Origin of the sequence: Citrobacter werkmanii, assembly GCF_008693645.1 — a bacterium.
Taxonomy (GTDB): Bacteria; Pseudomonadota; Gammaproteobacteria; order Enterobacterales; family Enterobacteriaceae; genus Citrobacter; species Citrobacter werkmanii.
The window spans coordinates 2,721,562-2,741,644 of record NZ_CP044101.1 but is presented as its reverse complement, the minus strand read 5'-3'; the positions used below and the strand labels follow the sequence as shown (position 1 = coordinate 2,741,644).

15 protein-coding genes are annotated in these 20,083 nt (G+C 52.6%); 12 read left to right on the top strand and 3 right to left on the bottom strand.

What is annotated here, in order from left to right:
- Positions 1-192 precede the first annotated feature (192 nt).
- The 3 genes from hrpA (at position 193) to aldA (ending at position 6,612) form a co-directional block, all read left to right on the top strand.
- Positions 193-4,095 (top strand): ATP-dependent RNA helicase HrpA, encoded by a 3,903-nt coding sequence (hrpA, locus tag FOB24_RS13840; protein ID WP_085048141.1) that lies wholly within the window; start codon positions 193-195, stop codon positions 4,093-4,095.
- An 80-nt stretch (positions 4,096-4,175) separates the two neighbouring features.
- Complete coding sequence (locus FOB24_RS13835) at positions 4,176-4,973, top strand: YdcF family protein (RefSeq protein WP_190971835.1); 798 nt, start codon at positions 4,176-4,178, stop codon at positions 4,971-4,973.
- Between the two features lie 199 nt (positions 4,974-5,172).
- Positions 5,173-6,612 (top strand): aldehyde dehydrogenase, encoded by a 1,440-nt coding sequence (aldA, locus tag FOB24_RS13830; RefSeq protein ID WP_137347880.1) that lies wholly within the window; start codon positions 5,173-5,175, stop codon positions 6,610-6,612.
- 86 nt (positions 6,613-6,698) lie between these two features.
- Here aldA and gap read toward each other — a convergent pair whose 3' ends face one another.
- Positions 6,699-7,700, bottom strand: a complete 1,002-nt coding sequence (gene gap, locus FOB24_RS13825; protein ID WP_150345064.1) for a type I glyceraldehyde-3-phosphate dehydrogenase — start codon at positions 7,698-7,700, stop codon at positions 6,699-6,701.
- A 189-nt stretch (positions 7,701-7,889) separates the two neighbouring features.
- Here gap and cybB point away from each other — a divergent pair, with 189 nt between their 5' ends.
- The 3 genes from cybB (at position 7,890) to FOB24_RS13805 (ending at position 10,988) form a co-directional block, all read left to right on the top strand.
- Positions 7,890-8,420, top strand: coding sequence for a cytochrome b561 (gene cybB, locus FOB24_RS13820; RefSeq protein ID WP_137351444.1), 531 nt, complete (start codon positions 7,890-7,892; stop codon positions 8,418-8,420).
- Positions 8,421-9,300: 880 nt separating this feature from the next.
- Entirely contained in the window at positions 9,301-9,720 is a 420-nt protein-coding gene (locus tag FOB24_RS13810) for a translesion error-prone DNA polymerase V autoproteolytic subunit (RefSeq protein WP_137351488.1), read from the top strand.
- Positions 9,721-9,722: 2 nt separating this feature from the next.
- Entirely contained in the window at positions 9,723-10,988 is a 1,266-nt protein-coding gene (locus FOB24_RS13805; RefSeq protein WP_150345063.1) for a Y-family DNA polymerase, read from the top strand.
- Positions 10,989-11,006: 18 nt separating this feature from the next.
- On the opposite strand, the gene FOB24_RS13800 is transcribed toward FOB24_RS13805, so the two are convergent.
- Positions 11,007-11,891: a LysR family transcriptional regulator gene (locus FOB24_RS13800; RefSeq protein ID WP_087856560.1), complete on the bottom strand. Its 885-nt coding sequence runs from the start codon at positions 11,889-11,891 to the stop codon at positions 11,007-11,009.
- A gap of 175 nt (positions 11,892-12,066) precedes the next feature.
- Between FOB24_RS13800 and FOB24_RS13795 the strand changes: the two genes are divergently transcribed.
- The 5 genes from FOB24_RS13795 to FOB24_RS13775 all read left to right on the top strand — a co-directional run bounded on the left by FOB24_RS13795 (position 12,067) and on the right by FOB24_RS13775 (position 17,882).
- Complete coding sequence (locus tag FOB24_RS13795) at positions 12,067-13,203, top strand: alpha/beta hydrolase (RefSeq protein WP_121529088.1); 1,137 nt, start codon at positions 12,067-12,069, stop codon at positions 13,201-13,203.
- Positions 13,204-13,291: 88 nt separating this feature from the next.
- Positions 13,292-14,485 carry an MFS transporter gene (locus FOB24_RS13790; RefSeq protein ID WP_085048149.1) on the top strand — a complete coding sequence of 398 codons (1,194 nt, stop codon included), beginning with the start codon at positions 13,292-13,294 and terminating at the stop codon, positions 14,483-14,485.
- A gap of 112 nt (positions 14,486-14,597) precedes the next feature.
- The gene (locus FOB24_RS13785) at positions 14,598-14,873 is read left to right on the top strand and encodes a metal/formaldehyde-sensitive transcriptional repressor (protein ID WP_003833178.1); all 276 of its coding nucleotides are present in this window, start codon (positions 14,598-14,600) and stop codon (positions 14,871-14,873) included.
- Between the two features lie 32 nt (positions 14,874-14,905).
- Entirely contained in the window at positions 14,906-16,024 is a 1,119-nt protein-coding gene (locus FOB24_RS13780) for an S-(hydroxymethyl)glutathione dehydrogenase/class III alcohol dehydrogenase (RefSeq protein WP_038640779.1), read from the top strand.
- Between the two features lie 169 nt (positions 16,025-16,193).
- The gene (locus tag FOB24_RS13775) at positions 16,194-17,882 is read left to right on the top strand and encodes a methyl-accepting chemotaxis protein (RefSeq protein ID WP_150345062.1); all 1,689 of its coding nucleotides are present in this window, start codon (positions 16,194-16,196) and stop codon (positions 17,880-17,882) included.
- A 39-nt stretch (positions 17,883-17,921) separates the two neighbouring features.
- Here FOB24_RS13775 and FOB24_RS13770 read toward each other — a convergent pair whose 3' ends face one another.
- Positions 17,922-18,845 carry a LysR substrate-binding domain-containing protein gene (locus tag FOB24_RS13770; RefSeq protein ID WP_150345061.1) on the bottom strand — a complete coding sequence of 308 codons (924 nt, stop codon included), beginning with the start codon at positions 18,843-18,845 and terminating at the stop codon, positions 17,922-17,924.
- Between the two features lie 230 nt (positions 18,846-19,075).
- Between FOB24_RS13770 and FOB24_RS13765 the strand changes: the two genes are divergently transcribed.
- The gene (locus FOB24_RS13765) at positions 19,076-19,978 is read left to right on the top strand and encodes a manganese-dependent inorganic pyrophosphatase (RefSeq protein ID WP_150345060.1); all 903 of its coding nucleotides are present in this window, start codon (positions 19,076-19,078) and stop codon (positions 19,976-19,978) included.
- Positions 19,979-20,083: the final 105 nt, after the last annotated feature.

Below are 20,083 nucleotides of genomic sequence, written 5' to 3'. Positions count from 1 at the left end.
CTTTTATGTGTTTGAAGGGGTAGTGCCCCGTTGCTTGTTGACACTTTATTCACAATCCTGTCGCAGTGATAGCGCAATATATCGAATCCTATGTTCGAAATTATTGAACAACACATGAAAAGCCCCGATGTGGTACTCTATATCTATCATCTAAAAGAGATTTAACCCGGCAGAAGGCTGCCTTTTAACGCTATGACAGAACAACCAAAATTAACCTTCAACATGTTGCAGCAACAGCTGGACTCGCTGATGCTGCGTGACAGACAGCGTTTTACCCGCCGTTTGCACGGCGTGAAGAAGGTTAAAAATCCTGATGCACAACAGGCCATTTACCAGGAGATGGCAAAAGAGATCGACCAGGCAGCCGGTAAAGTTGTGCTGCGTGAAGCGGCGCGTCCGGTCATCAGCTATCCGGAAAACCTGCCTGTCAGCCAGAAAAAACAGGATATTCTGGAAGCCATTCGCGACCATCAGGTGGTGATTGTGGCTGGTGAGACCGGTTCAGGTAAAACCACCCAGTTGCCGAAAATCTGTATGGAGCTAGGGCGCGGGGTGAAAGGGCTGATCGGCCATACTCAGCCGCGTCGTCTGGCGGCGCGTACCGTGGCGAATCGTATTGCGGAAGAGCTGCAAACCGAGCCGGGCGGCTGTATCGGCTATAAGGTCCGTTTTAGCGATCATGTTAGTGACAACACCATGGTTAAGCTGATGACGGACGGTATCCTGCTGGCGGAAATCCAGCAGGATCGGCTGCTAATGCAGTACGACACCATCATCATCGATGAAGCGCATGAACGCAGCCTGAATATTGATTTTCTGCTTGGCTACCTGAAAGAACTCCTGCCGCGTCGTCCGGATCTAAAAATTATCATCACTTCGGCGACCATTGACCCGGAACGCTTTTCTAAGCATTTCAACAATGCGCCGATTATCGAAGTCTCTGGTCGCACCTATCCGGTGGAAGTTCGCTATCGCCCGATTGTTGAAGACGCAGATGACACCGAGCGTGACCAGTTGCAGGCAATTTTTGATGCCGTAGATGAGTTAGGCCGTGAAAGTCAGGGCGACATACTGATCTTCATGAGCGGCGAGCGCGAAATCCGCGATACCGCTGATGCCCTGAATAAGCTGGATTTGCGTCACACCGAAGTGCTGCCACTGTATGCACGTCTCTCCAATAGCGAGCAGAACCGTGTGTTCCAGTCGCACAGCGGTCGTCGTATTGTGCTGGCCACCAACGTGGCGGAAACCTCGCTGACCGTACCGGGCATCAAGTATGTCATTGATCCTGGCACCGCGCGTATCAGTCGCTACAGCTATCGCACGAAAGTCCAGCGTTTGCCGATTGAACCGGTGTCGCAGGCCTCTGCCAACCAGCGTAAAGGCCGATGCGGTCGCGTTTCGGAAGGGATCTGTATTCGTCTGTATTCTGAGGACGATTTCCTGTCGCGTCCGGAGTTTACCGATCCGGAGATCCTGCGTACCAACCTGGCGTCCGTTATTTTGCAGATGACCGCGCTGGGGCTGGGGGATATCGCGGCGTTCCCGTTTGTTGAAGCGCCGGATAAACGCAATATTCAGGACGGGGTGCGCCTGCTCGAAGAGCTGGGTGCGATAACCACCGATGAACAGGCAACCGCTTACAAATTAACGCCGTTGGGCCGCCAGCTGTCGCAACTTCCGGTGGATCCGCGTCTGGCGCGTATGGTGCTGGAAGCGCAAAAACATGGCTGTGTGCGTGAGGCGATGATCATCACCTCGGCGCTGTCCATTCAGGATCCGCGCGAGCGTCCAATGGACAAGCAGCAAGCTTCCGACGAGAAGCATCGCCGCTTCCATGACAAGGAGTCTGATTTCCTGGCGTTTGTGAACTTATGGAATTACCTCGGCGAGCAGCAAAAAGCGTTGTCGTCAAACCAGTTCCGCCGTCAGTGTAAAGTCGACTTTCTTAATTATCTGCGCGTACGTGAATGGCAGGATATCTACACACAACTGCGCCAGGTGGTAAAAGAGTTGGGCATTCCGGTCAACAGCGAACCCGCTGAATATCGGGAGATCCACGTCGCATTGTTGACCGGTTTACTGTCCCATATTGGGATGAAAGATGCCGATAAGCAGGAATTTACCGGTGCGCGTAACGCCCGTTTCTCGATCTTCCCGGGTTCCGGTTTATTCAAAAAACCGCCGAAATGGACGATGGTGGCGGAGCTGGTGGAAACCAGCCGCCTGTGGGGACGTATTGCCGCGCGTATCGATCCCGAGTGGGTGGAGCCAGTTGCGCAGCATCTGATCAAACGTTCATACAGCGAACCGCACTGGGAACGCGCGCAGGGCGCGGTCATGGCGACAGAAAAGGTCACCGTCTACGGCTTACCGATTGTTGCTGCCCGTAAGGTGAACTACAGCCAGATCGATCCGGCGCTGTCACGTGAACTGTTCATTCGTCATGCGCTGGTGGAGGGCGACTGGCAAACGCGCCATGCTTTCTTCCGTGACAACCTGAAGCTGCGGGCGGAGGTGGAAGAGTTAGAACATAAATCGCGCCGTCGCGACATCCTGGTTGATGATGAAACGCTGTTTGAGTTTTACGACCAGCGTATTAGCCATGATGTGATTTCTGCTCGCCACTTTGATAGCTGGTGGAAGAAAGTTTCCCGCGAGACCCCGGACCTGCTCAACTTTGAAAAGAGCATGCTTATCAAAGAGGGCGCGGAAAAAATCAGTAAGCTGGATTATCCGAACTTCTGGCACCAGGGCAATCTCAAACTGCGTTTGAGCTACCAGTTCGAACCGGGAGCCGATGCGGATGGTGTGACCGTGCATATTCCGCTCCCACTGCTCAATCAGATCGAAGAGAGCGGTTTTGAATGGCAGATTCCTGGCCTGCGCCGCGAGCTGGTGATCGCCCTGATTAAGTCGTTGCCGAAACCGGTACGACGTAACTTTGTTCCTGCTCCGAACTATGCTGAGGCATTTTTAGGCCGCGTGACGCCGCTGGAACTGCCGCTGCTGGACGCGCTGGAACGTGAACTGCGACGGATGACCGGCGTTACCGTTGACCGCGATGACTGGCATTGGGATCAGGTACCCGATCACCTAAAAATCACCTTCCGGGTGGTGGATGACAAGAACAAGAAGCTACAGGAAGGGCGTTCGCTACAGGATCTGAAAGACGCCTTGAAGGGTAAGGTTCAGGAAACGCTGTCCGCGGTGGCGGATGACGGTATCGAACAGAGCGGATTGCATATCTGGAGCTTCGGACAGCTTCCGGAAAGTTACGAGCAAAAACGCGGTAACTATAAGGTAAAAGCGTGGCCAGCGCTGGTCGATGAGCGTGACAGCGTCGCCATCAAATTGTTTGATAATCCGCTGGAGCAGCAACAGGCTATGTGGTGCGGCTTACGCCGCCTGTTGCTGTTGAACATTCCTTCACCGATCAAATATTTACACGAGAAGTTGCCTAACAAAGCCAAGCTGGGGCTGTATTTTAACCCGTATGGCAAAGTGTTGGAGTTGATTGACGACTGTATCTCCTGCGGTGTGGATCGGTTGATCGACGCCCATGGTGGTCCCGTGTGGACGGAAGAGGGCTTTGCGGCGTTGCATGAGAAGGTGCGGGCTGAACTGAACGATACGGTGGTGGATATCGCGAAGCAGGTCGAACAGATCCTCACCGCGGTGTTTAATATCAATAAGCGTCTGAAAGGGCGTGTGGATATGACCATGGCGTTAGGGCTTTCAGATATCAAAGCGCAAATGAGCGGGCTGGTGTACCGCGGATTTGTCACTGGTAATGGTTTCAAACGCCTGGGCGATACGTTGCGTTATTTGCAGGCTATTGAAAAGCGTCTGGAAAAACTGGCCATCGATCCGCACCGTGACCGTGCACAGATGCTGAAAGTGGATAGTGTGCAGCAGGCCTGGCAGCAATGGTTCAATAAACTACCGCCTGCGCGCCGTGAAGATGACGACGTCAAAGAGATCCGCTGGATGATAGAAGAGCTGCGCGTCAGCTACTTTGCCCAGCAGCTTGGTACGCCGTACCCTATTTCAGATAAACGTATTCTGCAGGCGATGGATCAGATCACGGGATAACGCCGCGCTGAACCACCGGCCGGACAAGGCGTAACCGCCATCCGGCCTCTGTACCCGGTAAAGAATAAACACCAGGAGTCATGAATATGAGTCAGTTTCCGACGCTCTCCGCGACCACGCTGGCGGCGATCAATACTGTAGGGCAATGGCTGGCGCAGAGCGATTTTACGGGGGACATCACGGTTCAGTCAGATTGCGTAATTCTGGCGGGGAACGCGGTGATCCCGACCATCGATGCTGCCTGTCGGATCGCGAAAGACCAACAGGTTCCCTTATTGATTAGTGGGGGCATCGGCCATTCCACGCGCTTTCTGTATGACGCGATTGCCCGACATCCTCGCTACAATATCATTCGAACCACCGGACGTGCGGAAGCGGCGATCCTTGCCGATATCGCTCACCAGTTCTGGCACATTCCGGGGGAGAAGATTTGGGTGGAAGACCAGTCAACAAACTGCGGTGAGAATGCCCGATTTAGCTGTGCGTTACTGAGCCAGGCGACAGAAAGCATGCATACCGTCATTGTGGTACAGGATCCGACCATGCAACGCCGAACGATGGCCACCTTTCAGCGCATAACCCGCGATGAGCCGCATGCGCCGCGCTGGTTGGGTTTCCCGGGATTCGTCCCGGAGTTGGTCCAACAGCGCGACGGCGTGGACTTTGCGCCGACGGCCGAAGGGCTATGGTCAGTGGATCGCTATCTTTCGCTCATTACCGGAGAGTTGCCGCGTCTGCGGGACGATGTTAATGGCTATGGTCCCTGTGGCCGCGATTTTATCGTGCATGTGGATATTCCCGGTAACGTTGAGGCAGCCTGGCAGCAACTGAAAAGCGATACCGCGTTGTCAGACTTACTGGAGAGCCGCTCTCTGTGATCCCCGCTGCCCGTTTGTAAGCGTTTTGCTGCAAACGGGCATAAATCCCGCCCGTTTTTTCCTTTCATCAGCGCTTTGCCAGACGCTTTTATGAAGCCGCTCACAGAACAGTCACTGTAGTGATAATTCGTCAGGCATGATTGATATTAATTAACAATAGTTTTACTTGTTAAAAACAAATCAATCACAGGAGAAGCGCATGTCAGTACCCGTACAACATCCTATGTATATCGATGGGCAGTTTGTGACCTGGCACGATGACGCCTGGATTGATGTCGTCAATCCGGCCACGGAAGAGGTTATCTCACGTATTCCGGATGGACGTGCCGAAGATGCGCGTAAAGCGATAGACGCCGCCGAGCGCGCTCAGCCTGAATGGGAAGCGCTGCCTGCCATTGAACGGGCGAACTGGCTACGCAAAATATCTGCGGGTATCCGTCAACGCGCCAGCGAAATCAGCGCATTGATAGTGGCTGAAGGCGGGAAAATACAGCAACTGGCCGACGTTGAAGTCGCATTTACCGCCGATTATATCGATTACATGGCCGAGTGGGCACGCCGTTATGAAGGCGAGATCCTGCAAAGCGATCGCCCGGGCGAGAATATCCTGCTGTTTAAGCGCGCTCTGGGCGTGACAACGGGCATTCTGCCGTGGAATTTTCCGTTCTTCCTGATTGCTCGCAAACTGGCCCCCGCGCTGCTGACGGGCAATACCATTGTCATTAAACCGAGTGAGTTTACGCCCAACAACGCCATCGCCTTTGCCAAAATTGTTGATGATATCGGCTTGCCTCGCGGGGTATTTAATCTGGTCCTGGGACGCGGTGAAACGGTCGGCCAGGAACTGGCCGGAAACCCGAAAGTGGCAATGGTCAGCATGACCGGTAGCGTCGGAGCGGGCGAGAAAATTATGGCTGCAGCGGCCAAAAACATCACTAAAGTCTGCCTGGAACTGGGGGGCAAAGCCCCAGCTATCGTGATGGATGATGCTGACCTTGAGCTGGCCGTGAAGGCAATTGTTGACTCACGGGTGATCAATACCGGGCAGGTATGCAACTGCGCCGAACGCGTGTACGTCCAGAAAGGTATTTATGACCAGTTCGTTAATCGTCTGGGTGAAGCGATGAAAGCCGTACAGTTCGGCAATCCGGCTGAGCGCAATGACATTGCGATGGGACCGTTGATTAACGCCGCTGCGCTGGAACGAGTGGAGCAGAAAGTTGCGCGAGCGGTGCAGGAGGGGGCCAGAGTAGTGCTGGGCGGTAAGGCGGTAGAAGGCAAAGGCTATTACTATCCGCCGACATTACTGTTGGATGTGCGTCAGGAGATGGCGATTATGCACGAGGAGACCTTTGGTCCGGTGCTGCCGGTGGTGGCGTTTAATACGCTGGAAGAGGCACTGACGATGGCCAACGACAGCGACTACGGGCTGACTTCATCAATTTACACGCAAAATCTGAACACCGCGATGAAGGCGATTAAGGGGCTGAAGTTTGGTGAAACCTATATTAATCGTGAAAACTTCGAGGCAATGCAGGGTTTCCACGCGGGGTGGCGCAAGTCCGGGATTGGTGGGGCAGACGGTAAACACGGCCTGAATGAATATCTGCAAACGCAGGTGGTTTATCTGCAGTCCTAAGCTTTTAGCCGGGTGAGTTTGTACGTCACCCGGCGTAATTTTTACACTTTGTCGGCTATCCCGTTCATTCGACCTCCACCACAACGTCAGAGCTTGATAAATTTATCCAGCGTGCGAATAAGTTGGGTCACAAAGCCGTACTCGTTATCGTACCAGGCGACGGTTTTTACCAGTTGCAGATCGCCCACTTCGGTAATCTCGGTTTGTGTCGCATCAAATACTGAACCGAAATGTGAGCCAATCACATCTGACGAGACAATCTCCTCGTCGGTATAGCCAAATGACTCATTATTCAGCGTGGCTTTTTTCAGCGCGTTATTAACCTCTTCAGCGGTGACCTTTTTACCCAATACCGACACCAGTTCCGTGACGGATCCGGTTTTCACCGGTACGCGCTGGGCGTGGCCTTTTAATTTTCCGCTCAATGCCGGAATCACCAGGCCAATCGCTTTCGCCGCACCGGTGGTATGGGGAATGATGTTCTCCGCCGCCGCCCGCGAGGCGCGCAGATCTTTTCCGCGAGGGCCATCTACCAGCGATTGTGTCCCCGTGTAGGCATGGATGGTTGTCATAGTGCCCAGTTGAATACCGAAGTTGTCATGCAGGGCTTTCGCCATCGGCGCCAGGCAGTTAGTGGTGCACGATGCGACAGAGATAATTCGATCGTTCGCATCCATCGTGTCGTCGTTCACGTTAAAAACAATGGTTTTCATATCCCCGGCAGGGGCGGATATCAGGACTTTTTTGGCACCTGCGTCCAGATGCGCGTTGGCTTTTTCTGTTGAGGTGTAAAAACCGGTGCATTCGATGATGATCTCTGCGCCAGTGGCTTTCCACGGAATATTTTTGGCCTCTTTTTCTGCATAAACAGCGATTCTTTTACCGTCGACAATCAGCGCGTCTTCGGTAAAGTCGATACTCCAGGGAAATGGACCGTAATTTGAGTCGTGTTTTAACAGATAGGCGAGAATTTTGGGCGAGGTCAGGTCATTAATGGCGACGACCTCCACGCTGCTTTTGACCTCCAGTAGTCGACGCAATACCAGACGACCGATACGACCAAAGCCGTTAATGCCAATTTTACTCATGGTTTTCTCCTGTCAGGATGAGGCGGTACGACATATTTTCCCTACCAGGCATAGTCCAGTCAGGCATCCGGGGCAATAGCTGTTTTTGCGCTTAAACGTAACTGACTGATAATGGATGAACAAAAATTAATGAATTTTTAACAAAAGCCCGTTATGTTGACGCATTATTGTTTTTATTCAGGAAGTGTTATGGGGAATAAGTATTCTGGCCTGCAAATTGGTATTCACTGGCTGGTTTTTTTGTTGGTCATTGTGGCCTACAGCGCCATGGAGTTTCGCGGATTTTTCCCGCGTAGCTATCGTCCCTTGTTCAACATGGTGCACGTATCCTGTGGCATCACGATTTTAACGCTGATGGTGGCGCGTCTGCTGGTCAGGCTGAAATATCCGGCGCCGCCGATTGTGCCAAAACCGAAACCGATGATGACCGGAATGGCGCATCTGGGGCATCTGGTCATCTATCTGTTGTTTATTGCGTTGCCGATTATTGGTCTGGTGATGATGTACAACCGGGGCAATCCGTGGATGGCATTTGGCATCGTCATGCCATATGCGGCAAAAGCCAACGTTGATCTTGTGGAGATGCTGAAGTCCTGGCACGTGACGCTGGCAAACCTGGGCTATTTTGTTATTGGTTTGCATGCCGCAGCCGCCCTGATGCATCACTACTTCTGGAAGGATAATACGCTGCTGCGCATGATGCCGCGTAAGCGTTCCTGACGTAAAGCCCCGCAAGCGCGCAATGTCGTTCAGGTTGAACATGTGATTCTTGATCAGCGTTCCGTTCACCTCAGCCGTATCACTTTTCTAAAGCACAGATACCCGTGAACGTGCAAGGGAGGCTCACCGCCGCCTCCCTTGCATCCCAGGCTCCCGGCGGGAAAATCGTCGCTGCGCGAGCTATTCGTCTTATGCCGTCTGCCTGTCGGGTCGGGGCCGAGCCTGCGTCCCTGCAGGCCGTCCCCTCTGTCCGCATCCCTGCGGACAGACCCGGTCAGCCGTCAACGCCTCATCGATTTTCAGCCGGACCGGGGTCATCGCTTCAACGCTCTGACTTTCAGTAAAATCTTTTTTGCTGTTCAACATATTCAAATAAAAACACAGGAGGTCAGGTGTGGCTGGTCCGGCTGAAAATTGCCGACGTGTTTCCGTAAGGCCGGGAGAGCCAGCATGGATGCTGGCTCAGGGCGCGCTTTGCAGGGACGCTACCTCGCGCCCGGCCCGGTCGCCTGGAGGAATAAACGGAGGGGACCGCGGAGCGGCAATTTTCCCGCCGGGAGCCGGGATTGTTAAGGGTACGGCGATAGTACCCTTAACACGTTCACTGGCGTTCAGTGTACAGAGAATCGATGAACATGAGGTGAACGGAACCCTTTCCCTGAAATAGCATGTTTATTACCTACGCCAATACCGTCCTTATCGTTCCGGTTAAATGAACATCTTCCTCTGCGGAATAAAACAAAAAATTATTTTTCCAGACACGATAAAAGCTTACCGACGAGATGATTAAACAATACCCAGTTCGCTACTCTCGTCACTTGATCGCCGTCCTCATTAAAACTACTGTATATAAATACAGTTAAGTGAGAGGCCGATTATTATGTTGTTTTTCCAGCCTGCAAAACGTCGACAAACGAAAAATTTTCCCCTGTTCAGCGACCTTGTGCCCTGTGGTTTTCCTTCTCCGGCGCAGGATTACGTTGAGAAAGGTATCGATCTCAATGACCTGCTGGTACAGCATCCCAGCGCAACCTATTTTGTAAAATCATCGGGTGATTCTATGGTCGGGGCGGGGATCGGTGAGGGTGATTTGCTGATTGTCGACAGCGCCAGAAACCCGGCTCATGGAGACATCGTGATTGCCGCCATTGAGGGAGAATTCACCGTTAAACGTCTGCAATTGCATCCAATTGTGATGCTCAAGCCAGAGAACAGAACCTACGCGCCCATTATCATCGGCAGCGAGGACTCGCTGGATATCTTTGGCGTGGTGACCTTTATCGTTAAGGCGGCTGGCTGATTATGTTTGCCCTGGTGGATGTTAATTCGTTTTACGCCAGTTGTGAGATGGCATTCCGGCCCGATCTGAAAGACAAACCGGTTGTCGTTCTTTCCAATAACGACGGTTGTGTTATCGCCTGTAGCGCGAAGGCTCGGGCGCTTGGCGTCACAATGGGCGCTCCGTACTTCAAACAGAAAGATCTGTTTCGGCGCTACGGCGTGGTGTGTTTTAGTTCCAACTATGAACTGTATGCGGATATGAGCAGTCGGGTCATGTCTATCCTGGAAGACCTCTCTCCACATGTGGAAAGGTACAGTATTGATGAAGCATTCTGCGATTTGACGGGAGTAAGAAACTGTAGGGATCTGACGGATTTTGGTCTCGAAATCAGGGCCACAATTCTACAGAAAACACGCCTTCAGGTTGGCGTTGGCATCGCTCAGACCAAAACGCTGGCAAAGCTCGCGAATTACGCCGCCAAAAGATGGCCGCAACAGACTCGCGGAGTGGTGGATTTATCAAATATTGACCACCAACGTAAGCTGATGGCCGCACTCCCTGTCGGTGAAGTGTGGGGCGTGGGCCGCCGTATCAGTAAAAAACTGGACGCGATGGGGATTAAAACCGTCTGTGACCTGGCTGATACCGACATTCGCTTTATTCGCAAACACTTCAACGTTGTTCTTGAACGAACCGTACGGGAATTGCGCGGTGAGTCGTGCCTGGCGCTGGAAGAGTTTTCGCCGGTTAAACAGGAAATCGTCTGTTCACGATCGTTTGGTGAAAAACTCACGGATTACAACGCGATGCGTGAAGCGATTTGCACCTATGCCTCACGTGCGGCGGAAAAGCTGCGCGGGGAGCATCAGTTCTGTCGGTTTATCTCTGTGTTTATCAAAACCAGTCCATTTGCCCTGAAGGAACCGTATTACGCTAACAGCGCGTCGGTAAAACTGCTGATCCCGACCCAGGACACACGGGAAATCATGAGTGCGGCAACGCGCAGCCTGGACGCTATCTGGCGAGAGGGGCAACATTATCAAAAAGCGGGTGTGATGTTGGGCGATTTTTTCAGTTCTGGCGTGGCGCAACTGAATCTGTTTGATGGCAACGCCCCCCGGAGCCACAGCGCGGAATTAATGATGGTGATTGATCGGTTGAATAAAAAGGGACGTGGGACAATCTGGTTTGCCGGGCAGGGGATTGAACAGCCGTGGCAAATGAAACGAGAAATGCTCTCACCCCGCTATACGACGCGTTTTACTGATTTACTGCGCGTCAGGTGAGTCTTAATACCTGCTGATTCAAATTCTTAATGTATCGATGACGGCTCGCAAGGCAGGTGACACGTTACGGTGCGGGTAATACAGAAATGAACCATCCAGACGCTGACTGTAACGTTGCAGAACCCGGATAAGCGTGCCTCGTTCTAAATCATCGGCAATCAACTCTTCGGGGACATAACCCAGCCCCAGGCCCAGTCTGGCTGCTTTTGCTTCCATGTAACTGTCAGCAAAGGCCCACTGTCCCTGCGGCCGGTGGGTGATTTTTTTACCACCATCGTTGAGCTCCCAGGCATACAGGCTTCCATCACCAAACTGATATGCGATGCAGGGGTGGATCACTAAATCTGCTGGTGTTTGGGGAAAGCCGTAGCGACGAAAATGCTCCGGCGTGCCAACTACCGCCATCTCCATATCGGGTGAAATGCGCACCGCGACCATGCCACTACCTACTTCTGAACCCAAGCGGACGCCCGCATCAAATCGTTCAGCAATAATATCGACGAACCGACTTTCGCTAATAAGTTCAAGTCGGATATCGGGGTAGCGTTGTTTAAATACCGCCAGCTTCGGCAGGAGTACTTTATCAATGGCGTGCTGGCTGGCATTGATACGTACCGTACCTGAGGGAGTATTACGATAGTACGCCAGAGTGGAAAGTCCTGAATTCAAAGCATCAAACCCCGATTCTACAGTCCGGTAGAGCTGTTCGCCGGCATGCGTCAACGACAATTTACGCGTAGTACGGGCCAGCAACTGAACCCCCAGACGCTGCTCCAGCTCACGCACTGAACGGCTGATGCCTGATTGCGCCAACCCAAGTCGTTGTGCGGCCGCGGTAAAACTGCCTTCCCGCACTACCTGCATAAACAGGTAGAGATCGTTATAGTTTTCCCGTTTTGCCATTCTTCAGTCCTCGCCTGATATGCCGCCATTTATAACAATATGATATTAATTCTAGCATTTTACACCCTCTAATCAGAACGAATACTGCTACCTATAATGAGCGCATTGCAACCAGGCACAGCAATGTTGTCCGTATAAGACCTGTACCCACAACCTATTTTTAGGGGAACAAGTGATGAAAGCTTTCACCAGAAAACTGTCGACCACCCTACCTGCCATGCTGCTATGCGCATCATTAAATGGAGTCACAACGATGAGTTATGCTGATACAACCAACCCAAACGCGCCCGTTTCGATGGTCGAAAAATGGGATAAAACCTTCGCCGAGAGTACGAAAGTCAATCATCGCAAGGTAACTTTTCAGAACCGCTATGGGATCACGTTAGTTGGAGATCTCTATATTCCAAAAGATCGAGGCGAACGCAAACTGGCGGCAATTGCGGTTAGCGGTCCTTTTGGCGCAGTAAAAGAGCAGTCCAGTGGACTGTACGCGCAGACGCTGGCTGAACAGGGTTTTGTGACCCTGGCCTTCGATCCTTCATATACCGGCGAAAGCGGCGGTATTCCACGTAATGTTGCCTCTCCTGATATCAACACCGAGGATTTCAGCGCGGCGGTTGATTTCCTTGGCCTACAAAAAGAAGTGGATCGCAATCGCATCGGCTTACTTGGTATCTGCGGTTGGGGCGGGATGGCGTTAAATGACGCAGCAATGGATACACGTGTTAAGGCCGTTGCGACCAGCGTAATGTATGATATGAGTCGCGCAATGGGCCATGGCGTCGGTGATGGCAAAGACCGGTATACCACCGCAGACCGTCGCGCGGTATTGCAGTATCTGAATACGCAGCGCTGGAAAGATGCGGAAAAGGGCACTTTTGCCCCGGGTGGACATGACATTAATGTTGACGAAAAAGGTAATGTCAGTGCAGGGGATCGTATTCTGCCGGAAACCTTACCTGCAAATCCGCATCCGGTACTGAAAGAGTTTTACGATTATTACCGGATGCCACGTGGTTTCCATGCGCGTTCTGTCAATTCAACAGGCGCATGGAACGCAACAATGCCCCTGTCGTTTATGAATATGCCGCTGCTAAGCTACGCCAATGAAATTACTGTTCCTGTGCTGATCGTAACGGGTGAAAAAGCGCACTCACGTTATTTTGCCGAAGACGCCTTTAAGGCCGTTGGTAGTAAAGATAAAGAGCTGGTGGTCGTTCCGGGGGCTAACCATGTTGATTTATATGACAATGTGGCCGGTAAAATACCATTCAGCAAATTTGAGCAGTTTTTCAAAACCTCCTTAAGATAAATTCCTGGCCGGAAAACTTAACAAAGCTACCTGTTTGGCAGGTGGCTTTGCCCTTGTTTTGCCCCGGCAATATACAGAGAAAATAATAATGTCCACACTGAGCCATAATACCTTGTGTAATAAAACGCACGCACACTGGGGCGGCGTATTTGCCATGACGCTCTGCGTCTTTATTCTTATTGCCTCAGAATTTATGCCGGTCAGTTTATTGACGCCGATTGCCAGAGATTTGCACGTTTCAGAGGGACTGGCTGGTCAGGGAATAGCGATTTCCGGCGTGCTGGCAGTACTAACCAGCCTGACCATTTCAAATGTTGCCGGGGATCTGAATCGTAAATATCTTCTGCTGGGGTTGACCATTTTAATGGCTGTGTCGGCAATAATGATCGGATTAGCTCCCAGTTATCCGCTTTATATGTTGGGAAGAGCCACAATTGGTATTGTCATTGGCGGCTTTTGGTCATTGTCGGCAGCAACGGCAATACGGCTGGTTCCGCAGCACCAGGTTCCCCGGGCGCTGGCTATTTTTAATGGTGGGAATGCGCTGGCAACCGTAGTGGCGGCCCCGCTGGGCAGTTACCTGGGGGCAACCGTCGGCTGGCGTGGGGCTTTTTTATGCCTTGTGCCTCTTGCGATAACGGCGTTCATCTGGCAAAGCATCAGTTTGCCCGAAATGAAAAAGGATACGGTGCACAAGCCGCGTGGGTCGGTACTTCGTCTGCTTCGTGTCTCCATTGTATCAACCGGTCTGCTGGCCTGCGGACTCTTCTTTATGGGGCAGTTTGCATTATTTACCTACGTCCGTCCGTTTCTGGAGACGGTGACCAGGGTGAATGCTTCTGGTCTATCTTTGATTTTGCTCGCAATTGGCATCGCGGGGTTGGCTGGTACGCTTATAGTGACGACATTCCTGAACGCCAGATTTTATCAAACACTCATGGCTATACCATTACTGATGGCTATCATTGCCGGAATGTTACTCCTGGTCGGGCATTGCACCTGGGCTGTTACTGGGCTATTAAGCCTGTGGGGAATGCTCGCTACTGCTGCGCCAACGGGGTGGTGGACATGGCTGGCGCGGACGCTGCCCGAGGATGCTGAGGCGGGCGGTGGTCTGATGGTCGCCGTCATCCAGCTTTCGATTGCGCTTGGTTCAACGGCTGGGGGGCTAATGTTCGACCGTCTGGGATGGCAAAGTTCTTTTGGACTCAGCGCTCTACTACTTGTTGGTGCGCTAGCCGTAACGTTTCTTACGTTCCGCCAAATACGCCAGAGTCACTAATACACCATCAGCAAATCTGTATGGATTAAGTGACGGAGAATAAATAACCCTTCAATTTTACAATTATGTAAAAATTCTGATAGTATACCCCCCTATAGTATCTGGAGGGCGTATGCCACATTCACCTGAAGATAAAAAACGTATCCTCACCCGTGTTCGCCGTATTCGCGGTCAGGTTGACGCGCTTGAGCGGGCGCTGGAGTCCGGCGAACCGTGCCTTGCGATCCTGCAACAAATTGCCGCTGTACGCGGCGCATCCAATGGCCTGATGGGCGAAATGGTTGAGATCCACCTGAAAGACGAACTGGTCAGCGGCGAGACAACGCCAGACCAGCGAGCCGTGCGTATGGCTGAAATCGGCCATCTTCTTCGCGCTTATCTAAAATAACACCATCACCTCGCAATAATGGGAAGAGACCAATGAAATCACGTGCAGCAGTTGCATTTGGCCCCGGCCAACCGCTAAAAATTGTCGAAATCGACGTCGCACCGCCAAAGAAAGGTGAAGTTCTGGTTAAAATTACCCACACTGGCGTGTGTCATACTGACGCTTTTACGCTCTCAGGCGACGATCCGGAAGGGGTGTTCCCGGCGGTGCTTGGCCATGAAGGCGGCGGTATTGTGGTTGAAGTGGGTGAAGGCGTCACCAGCCTGAAAGCGGGCGACCATGTCATCCCCCTGTACACGGCAGAATGCGGTGAGTGTAAGTTCTGTAAATCAGGGAAAACCAACCTGTGTCAGGCTGTACGCGCCACCCAGGGCAAGGGGTTGATGCCGGATGGCACGACTCGCTTCTCCTATAACGGCGAGCCGATTTATCACTATATGGGCACCAGTACCTTCAGTGAATATACCGTTTGCGCGGAGATCTCACTGGCGAAGGTTAACCCGCAGGCTCCGCTGGACAAAGTGTGCCTGCTGGGCTGTGGCGTCACTACCGGGATCGGGGCAGTACATAACACCGCGAAAGTGAAAGAAGGCGATACCGTGGCCGTATTTGGTCTTGGCGGCATCGGCCTGGCGGTGATTCAGGGCGCGGTGCAGGCGAAAGCCGGACGTATTCTGGCCGTTGATACCAACCCGGAGAAATTCAAACTGGCGGGTGAAATGGGCGCGACGGATTTCATCAACCCGAATGATTACGATAAACCGATTCAGGATGTGATTGTTGAGCTTACCGATGGCGGTGTGGACTTCAGCTTTGAATGTATCGGCAACGTTAACGTAATGCGTGCGGCGTTGGAATGCTGCCATAAAGGGTGGGGCGAGAGCATCATTATCGGCGTGGCAGGCGCTGGACAAGAAATCAAAACGCGTCCGTTCCAACTGGTTACCGGGCGAGTCTGGCGCGGTTCGGCGTTTGGCGGCGTGAAAGGGCGCACTCAACTCCCGGGAATGGTCGAAGAAGCGATGAGCGGAAAAATCCAGTTGGATCCGTTTATCACCCATCGCTTACCGCTGGAGCAGATTAACGAAGCATTCGATTTAATGCATCAGGGTAAGTCCATCCGTACCGTTATCCACTTTGGCGATAACTGATTCATTGGCCAGCGGATTTATCCGCTGGCACTTTCCTGAATTTTTTAGAATTATGTTGTGAAAGTGTGACGAATCCGGCGCTTTTTACGGTAAGTAAACCTCACGGATTGCCGATGACTATCTAACGGGCGTGTTTTCACGCATAAACCCTACAAGAGAGTCGACGGTCATGGACAACACAACATCGATGCAGGCCCAGCATAAACTGGGATTTCTGCATCAAATCCGACTGGTTCCGCTGTTTTCCTCCATTCTCGGTGGCATCCTTCTGTTGTTCGCCTTAAGTTCAGGGCTGGCAAGCTATTTTCTTATGCAGGCCGATCGCGATCAGCGCGACGTGACCGATGAGATTCAGGTCAGGATGGGGTTATCTAACAGCTCTAACCACTTACGCACCGCACGTATCAACATGATCCATGCCGGCGCGGCGAGCCGTATTGCCGAAATGGATGACATGAAGGCCAATATCGCCGAGGCAGAAAAACGGATTAAGCAATCGCAGGACGGCTTCAATGCTTATATGGCGCGTACGGTGAAAACGTCTGCTGATGAAGCGTTAGACGCCGAATTAAGCGCCAGTTTCAAAGCCTATACAGACGGTTTACAGCCGATGCTGAAATACGCTAAAAACGGCATGTTTGAAGCGATTATCAACCATGAAAATGAACAGGCCAGACCGCTGGATTCCGCTTACAACAAGGTGCTGCTGAAAGCCATTGAGATTCGTACTGCCAGGGCGAATAACCTTAGCGAGCAGGCGCACCAACGTACACAACTTGGTATGGCGTTTATGCTCGGCGCATTTGCCCTCGCGTTGGTGCTCACCGTGATGACGTTTATCGTTCTGCGCCGCACCGTTATCCATCCTCTGTTACGTGCAGCCCTGCGCATCGAGCAAATTTCGGCAGGCGACCTGACCATGCCAGAGGAACCGACCGGGCGCAGTGAAATTGGTCGCCTGAGTCGTCATCTGCAAACTATGCAGCATTCGCTGGTGAAAACCGTGGGCACGGTGCGCCAGGGGGCAGAGGAAATTTATCGCGGTACCAGTGAGATTTCTGCAGGGAATACCGATTTGTCCTCACGTACAGAGCAACAGGCCGCGGCGATTGAAGAAACGGCGGCCAGTATGGAAGAGCTAACGGCTACGGTGAAGCAAAACGCTGACAACGCGCACCATGCGAGCAAGCTGGCGGAAGATGCTTCCGGCAAGGCCAGTCGTGGCGGTCAGATGGTTTCTGGCGTGGTGAAAACCATGGGCAATATCTCAGGTAGTTCGAAGAAAATCTCTGAAATCACAGCCGTTATAAACAGCATTGCTTTCCAGACGAATATCCTGGCGTTGAACGCGGCGGTAGAAGCGGCGCGGGCGGGAGAGCAGGGACGCGGGTTTGCCGTGGTCGCCAGTGAGGTACGCACGCTGGCGAGCCGAAGCGCGCAGGCGGCAAAAGAGATTGAGGGTTTGATTAGCGAATCGGTACGACTCATTGACCAGGGCTCCGATGAAGTGGTCGCGGCGGGTAATACCATGACGGATATTGTCGATGCGGTAAAACGCGTGACCGATATCATGCTGGAAATTGCGGCGGCCTCTGATGAGCAGAGCCGGGGCATTGTGCAGGTGAGCCAGGCGATTTCGGAGATGGATAAGGTGACGCAGCAAAACGCCTCTCTGGTTGAAGAAGCGTCGGCCGCAGCGGCATCGCTGGAAGAACAGGCGGCACGTTTAACTGAAGCCGTCGGTACATTCCGCTTAAATGGGGGAAGCGCAATAAAGCGCGCTGCTGGTACCAAAATATCGGGCCATTCAAGCCCGCAGGCAGCAACGGTCAGTGATGATAACTGGGAAACGTTTTAACACGCTATAAGGGACCAGATGGTCCCTTAATTTTGGGTATCAAAACGGTATGGTTTTGCGTATCGCGCCAATGAGGATTTGCGCGGCAGAGGAAAGCTGCACGTCTACACGGGTAAGAATGCCAATAGGTTCACCCGCCCCGTGGGTGGGAATCGGCAATGATACCAACGTCGCCTGACGTAAATCTTCCCGGACCGCGCCTGACGGCACAAACCATACATAGTCGTAGTCAACCGTCAGCTGGCGGGAAAGCGATGCTGACAGCGTTTCGATGCAGCCCGGCGGCATTTTGCAACCCTGGCTTTGCAGCAGCGTCTCCGCGTGCTGACGAGGAGCGGTTCCTTTTGGTGACACCACAACGGGCCATTCCATCACCCGACTCAGCGTGATGGTTTCCTGCAACAACGGGTGGTTAGGCCGCACTACCAGTTTGAGCGACTCAAGAAACAACAGCTCGTAATTCAGACCGACCATTAATTCCGGATCGGCCATCCGACCGATACCGAGATCGATTTCTCCCGATTTTAAACCGGCCAGAATCATGGGATTACTCATGGTGGCAACTTGCAGCGTCGTCTCCATGTGCTGCTTATGGAACGGACCGATTACCGCCGGAAGAATACCCAGCGCAGCGGTGGGTAAGGCCCCAATCCGTACGACGTCGGTCTGCGACTCTTCGCGCTGGTTTAACGCCTGTCCGGCCGTATTGAGCGCGTCCAGTACTCTCACCGCATGGGTAAGAAACTGCTCGCCGGGCAATGTTAACTGCGCGCCAAGGCGACCGCGTTCAAAGAGCCGGGTACCGGTCAACTGCTCCAGTTCATTCAGTGTTTTGGAGAGGGCCGGCTGGCTCAGATTAAGGGTTTCAGCCGCGCGCCCCAACGTTCCCTGTTGTGCAACGGCGACAAAAGTATGCAGGTGGCGCAAGCGAATGCGCTGATTGAACAGAACATTTTTTTCCATAAGCGATGTTAAAAACAGAGCCGTGTCGGTGACAAGTGAAGTTGTTCGTTTTTGATAACTTGATAGCAAAATATTATTAACATTTATCATGTTTTACTTACAACTTATTTATTTTGCTCATGTTTTGTACAGCCAGGCAGGGTGGTGGGATCATGGAAGGGAATGCACCCAGTCGTTATACTTTGAATATTGTTTGCTTTTGCACCCTTTCTCTCACAAGGCACTGATTAATGATACATGTAGTAGGACACCTTAATCCCGATAGCGATGCTATTTGCACTGCCGCAATGACGGCGCGTTGGCTTACCTTGCGCGGTAAGCAGGCCACGGCATGGCGTCTGGGTGAACCTAACCGCGAAACGCAGTTTATCTTTGCGCAAGCGGGGCTGGCACTTCCTGAACGGCTGACGTTTGAGTTGACCGATCGTGACGTCTGGTTGGTTGATTTCACCGAACCTGCCCAAGGGCCGCAATCGCTGGCAGATAGTAACGTCGTGGGGATTATCGATCACCACCGACTCGGTGGATTAGTCACCCGTCTGCCGCCAGAAGTGTGGGTGAAGCCTGTCGGCAGTAGCGCGACGCTGTTATGGCAACTGATGTCGGAAGATGAGCGTAGCCAGTTATCACCCGCGGAGGCCGTTTTGTTGCTGGGTGCCGTGCTGAGTGACACTGTCACGCTTCGTTCACCCACGACCACCGCTGATGATCGTTTGGCGGTCGATGCGCTGGTTCAAAAGGCTGGTGTAGACCTGGACGCCTTCAGTCGCGACCTGCTGTCTGCCAAAACGAGCGTGGAAGGGATGAGCGCCCGCGAACTCCTGCAGAAAGACATTAAAACCTTCACTATCCATGGGCATCAGGTCTGTGTGGCGCAGCTTGAACTGTACGCGCTGCAACAGGTTGATACAGTGCTGGATGAATTACGCCAGGAAATGACGCGCTATGCGCAGGAAAAGAATGCCGCAGTGGTTGTGCTCATGCTCACCGATATTAATCTGGGCGACACCAGTCTGTGGTTTGCCGGTTCTGAGCTTTCTGACATCCCGCAGCCCTGCAAGGTGGAAGGTATGCTCAGCCGTAAAAAACAGATGCTCCCCTGGCTGGAAAGACATTTAAAACCACGCCAGTAGGTTCTGTTCGCCGTCTGTATGGGGTGGGAAACTTACGCGGGGTCACACTTTGTAAATTCTTCCCACCGGACTTTGCAGCGTTCTCTACACTCCAGGTAATATTCA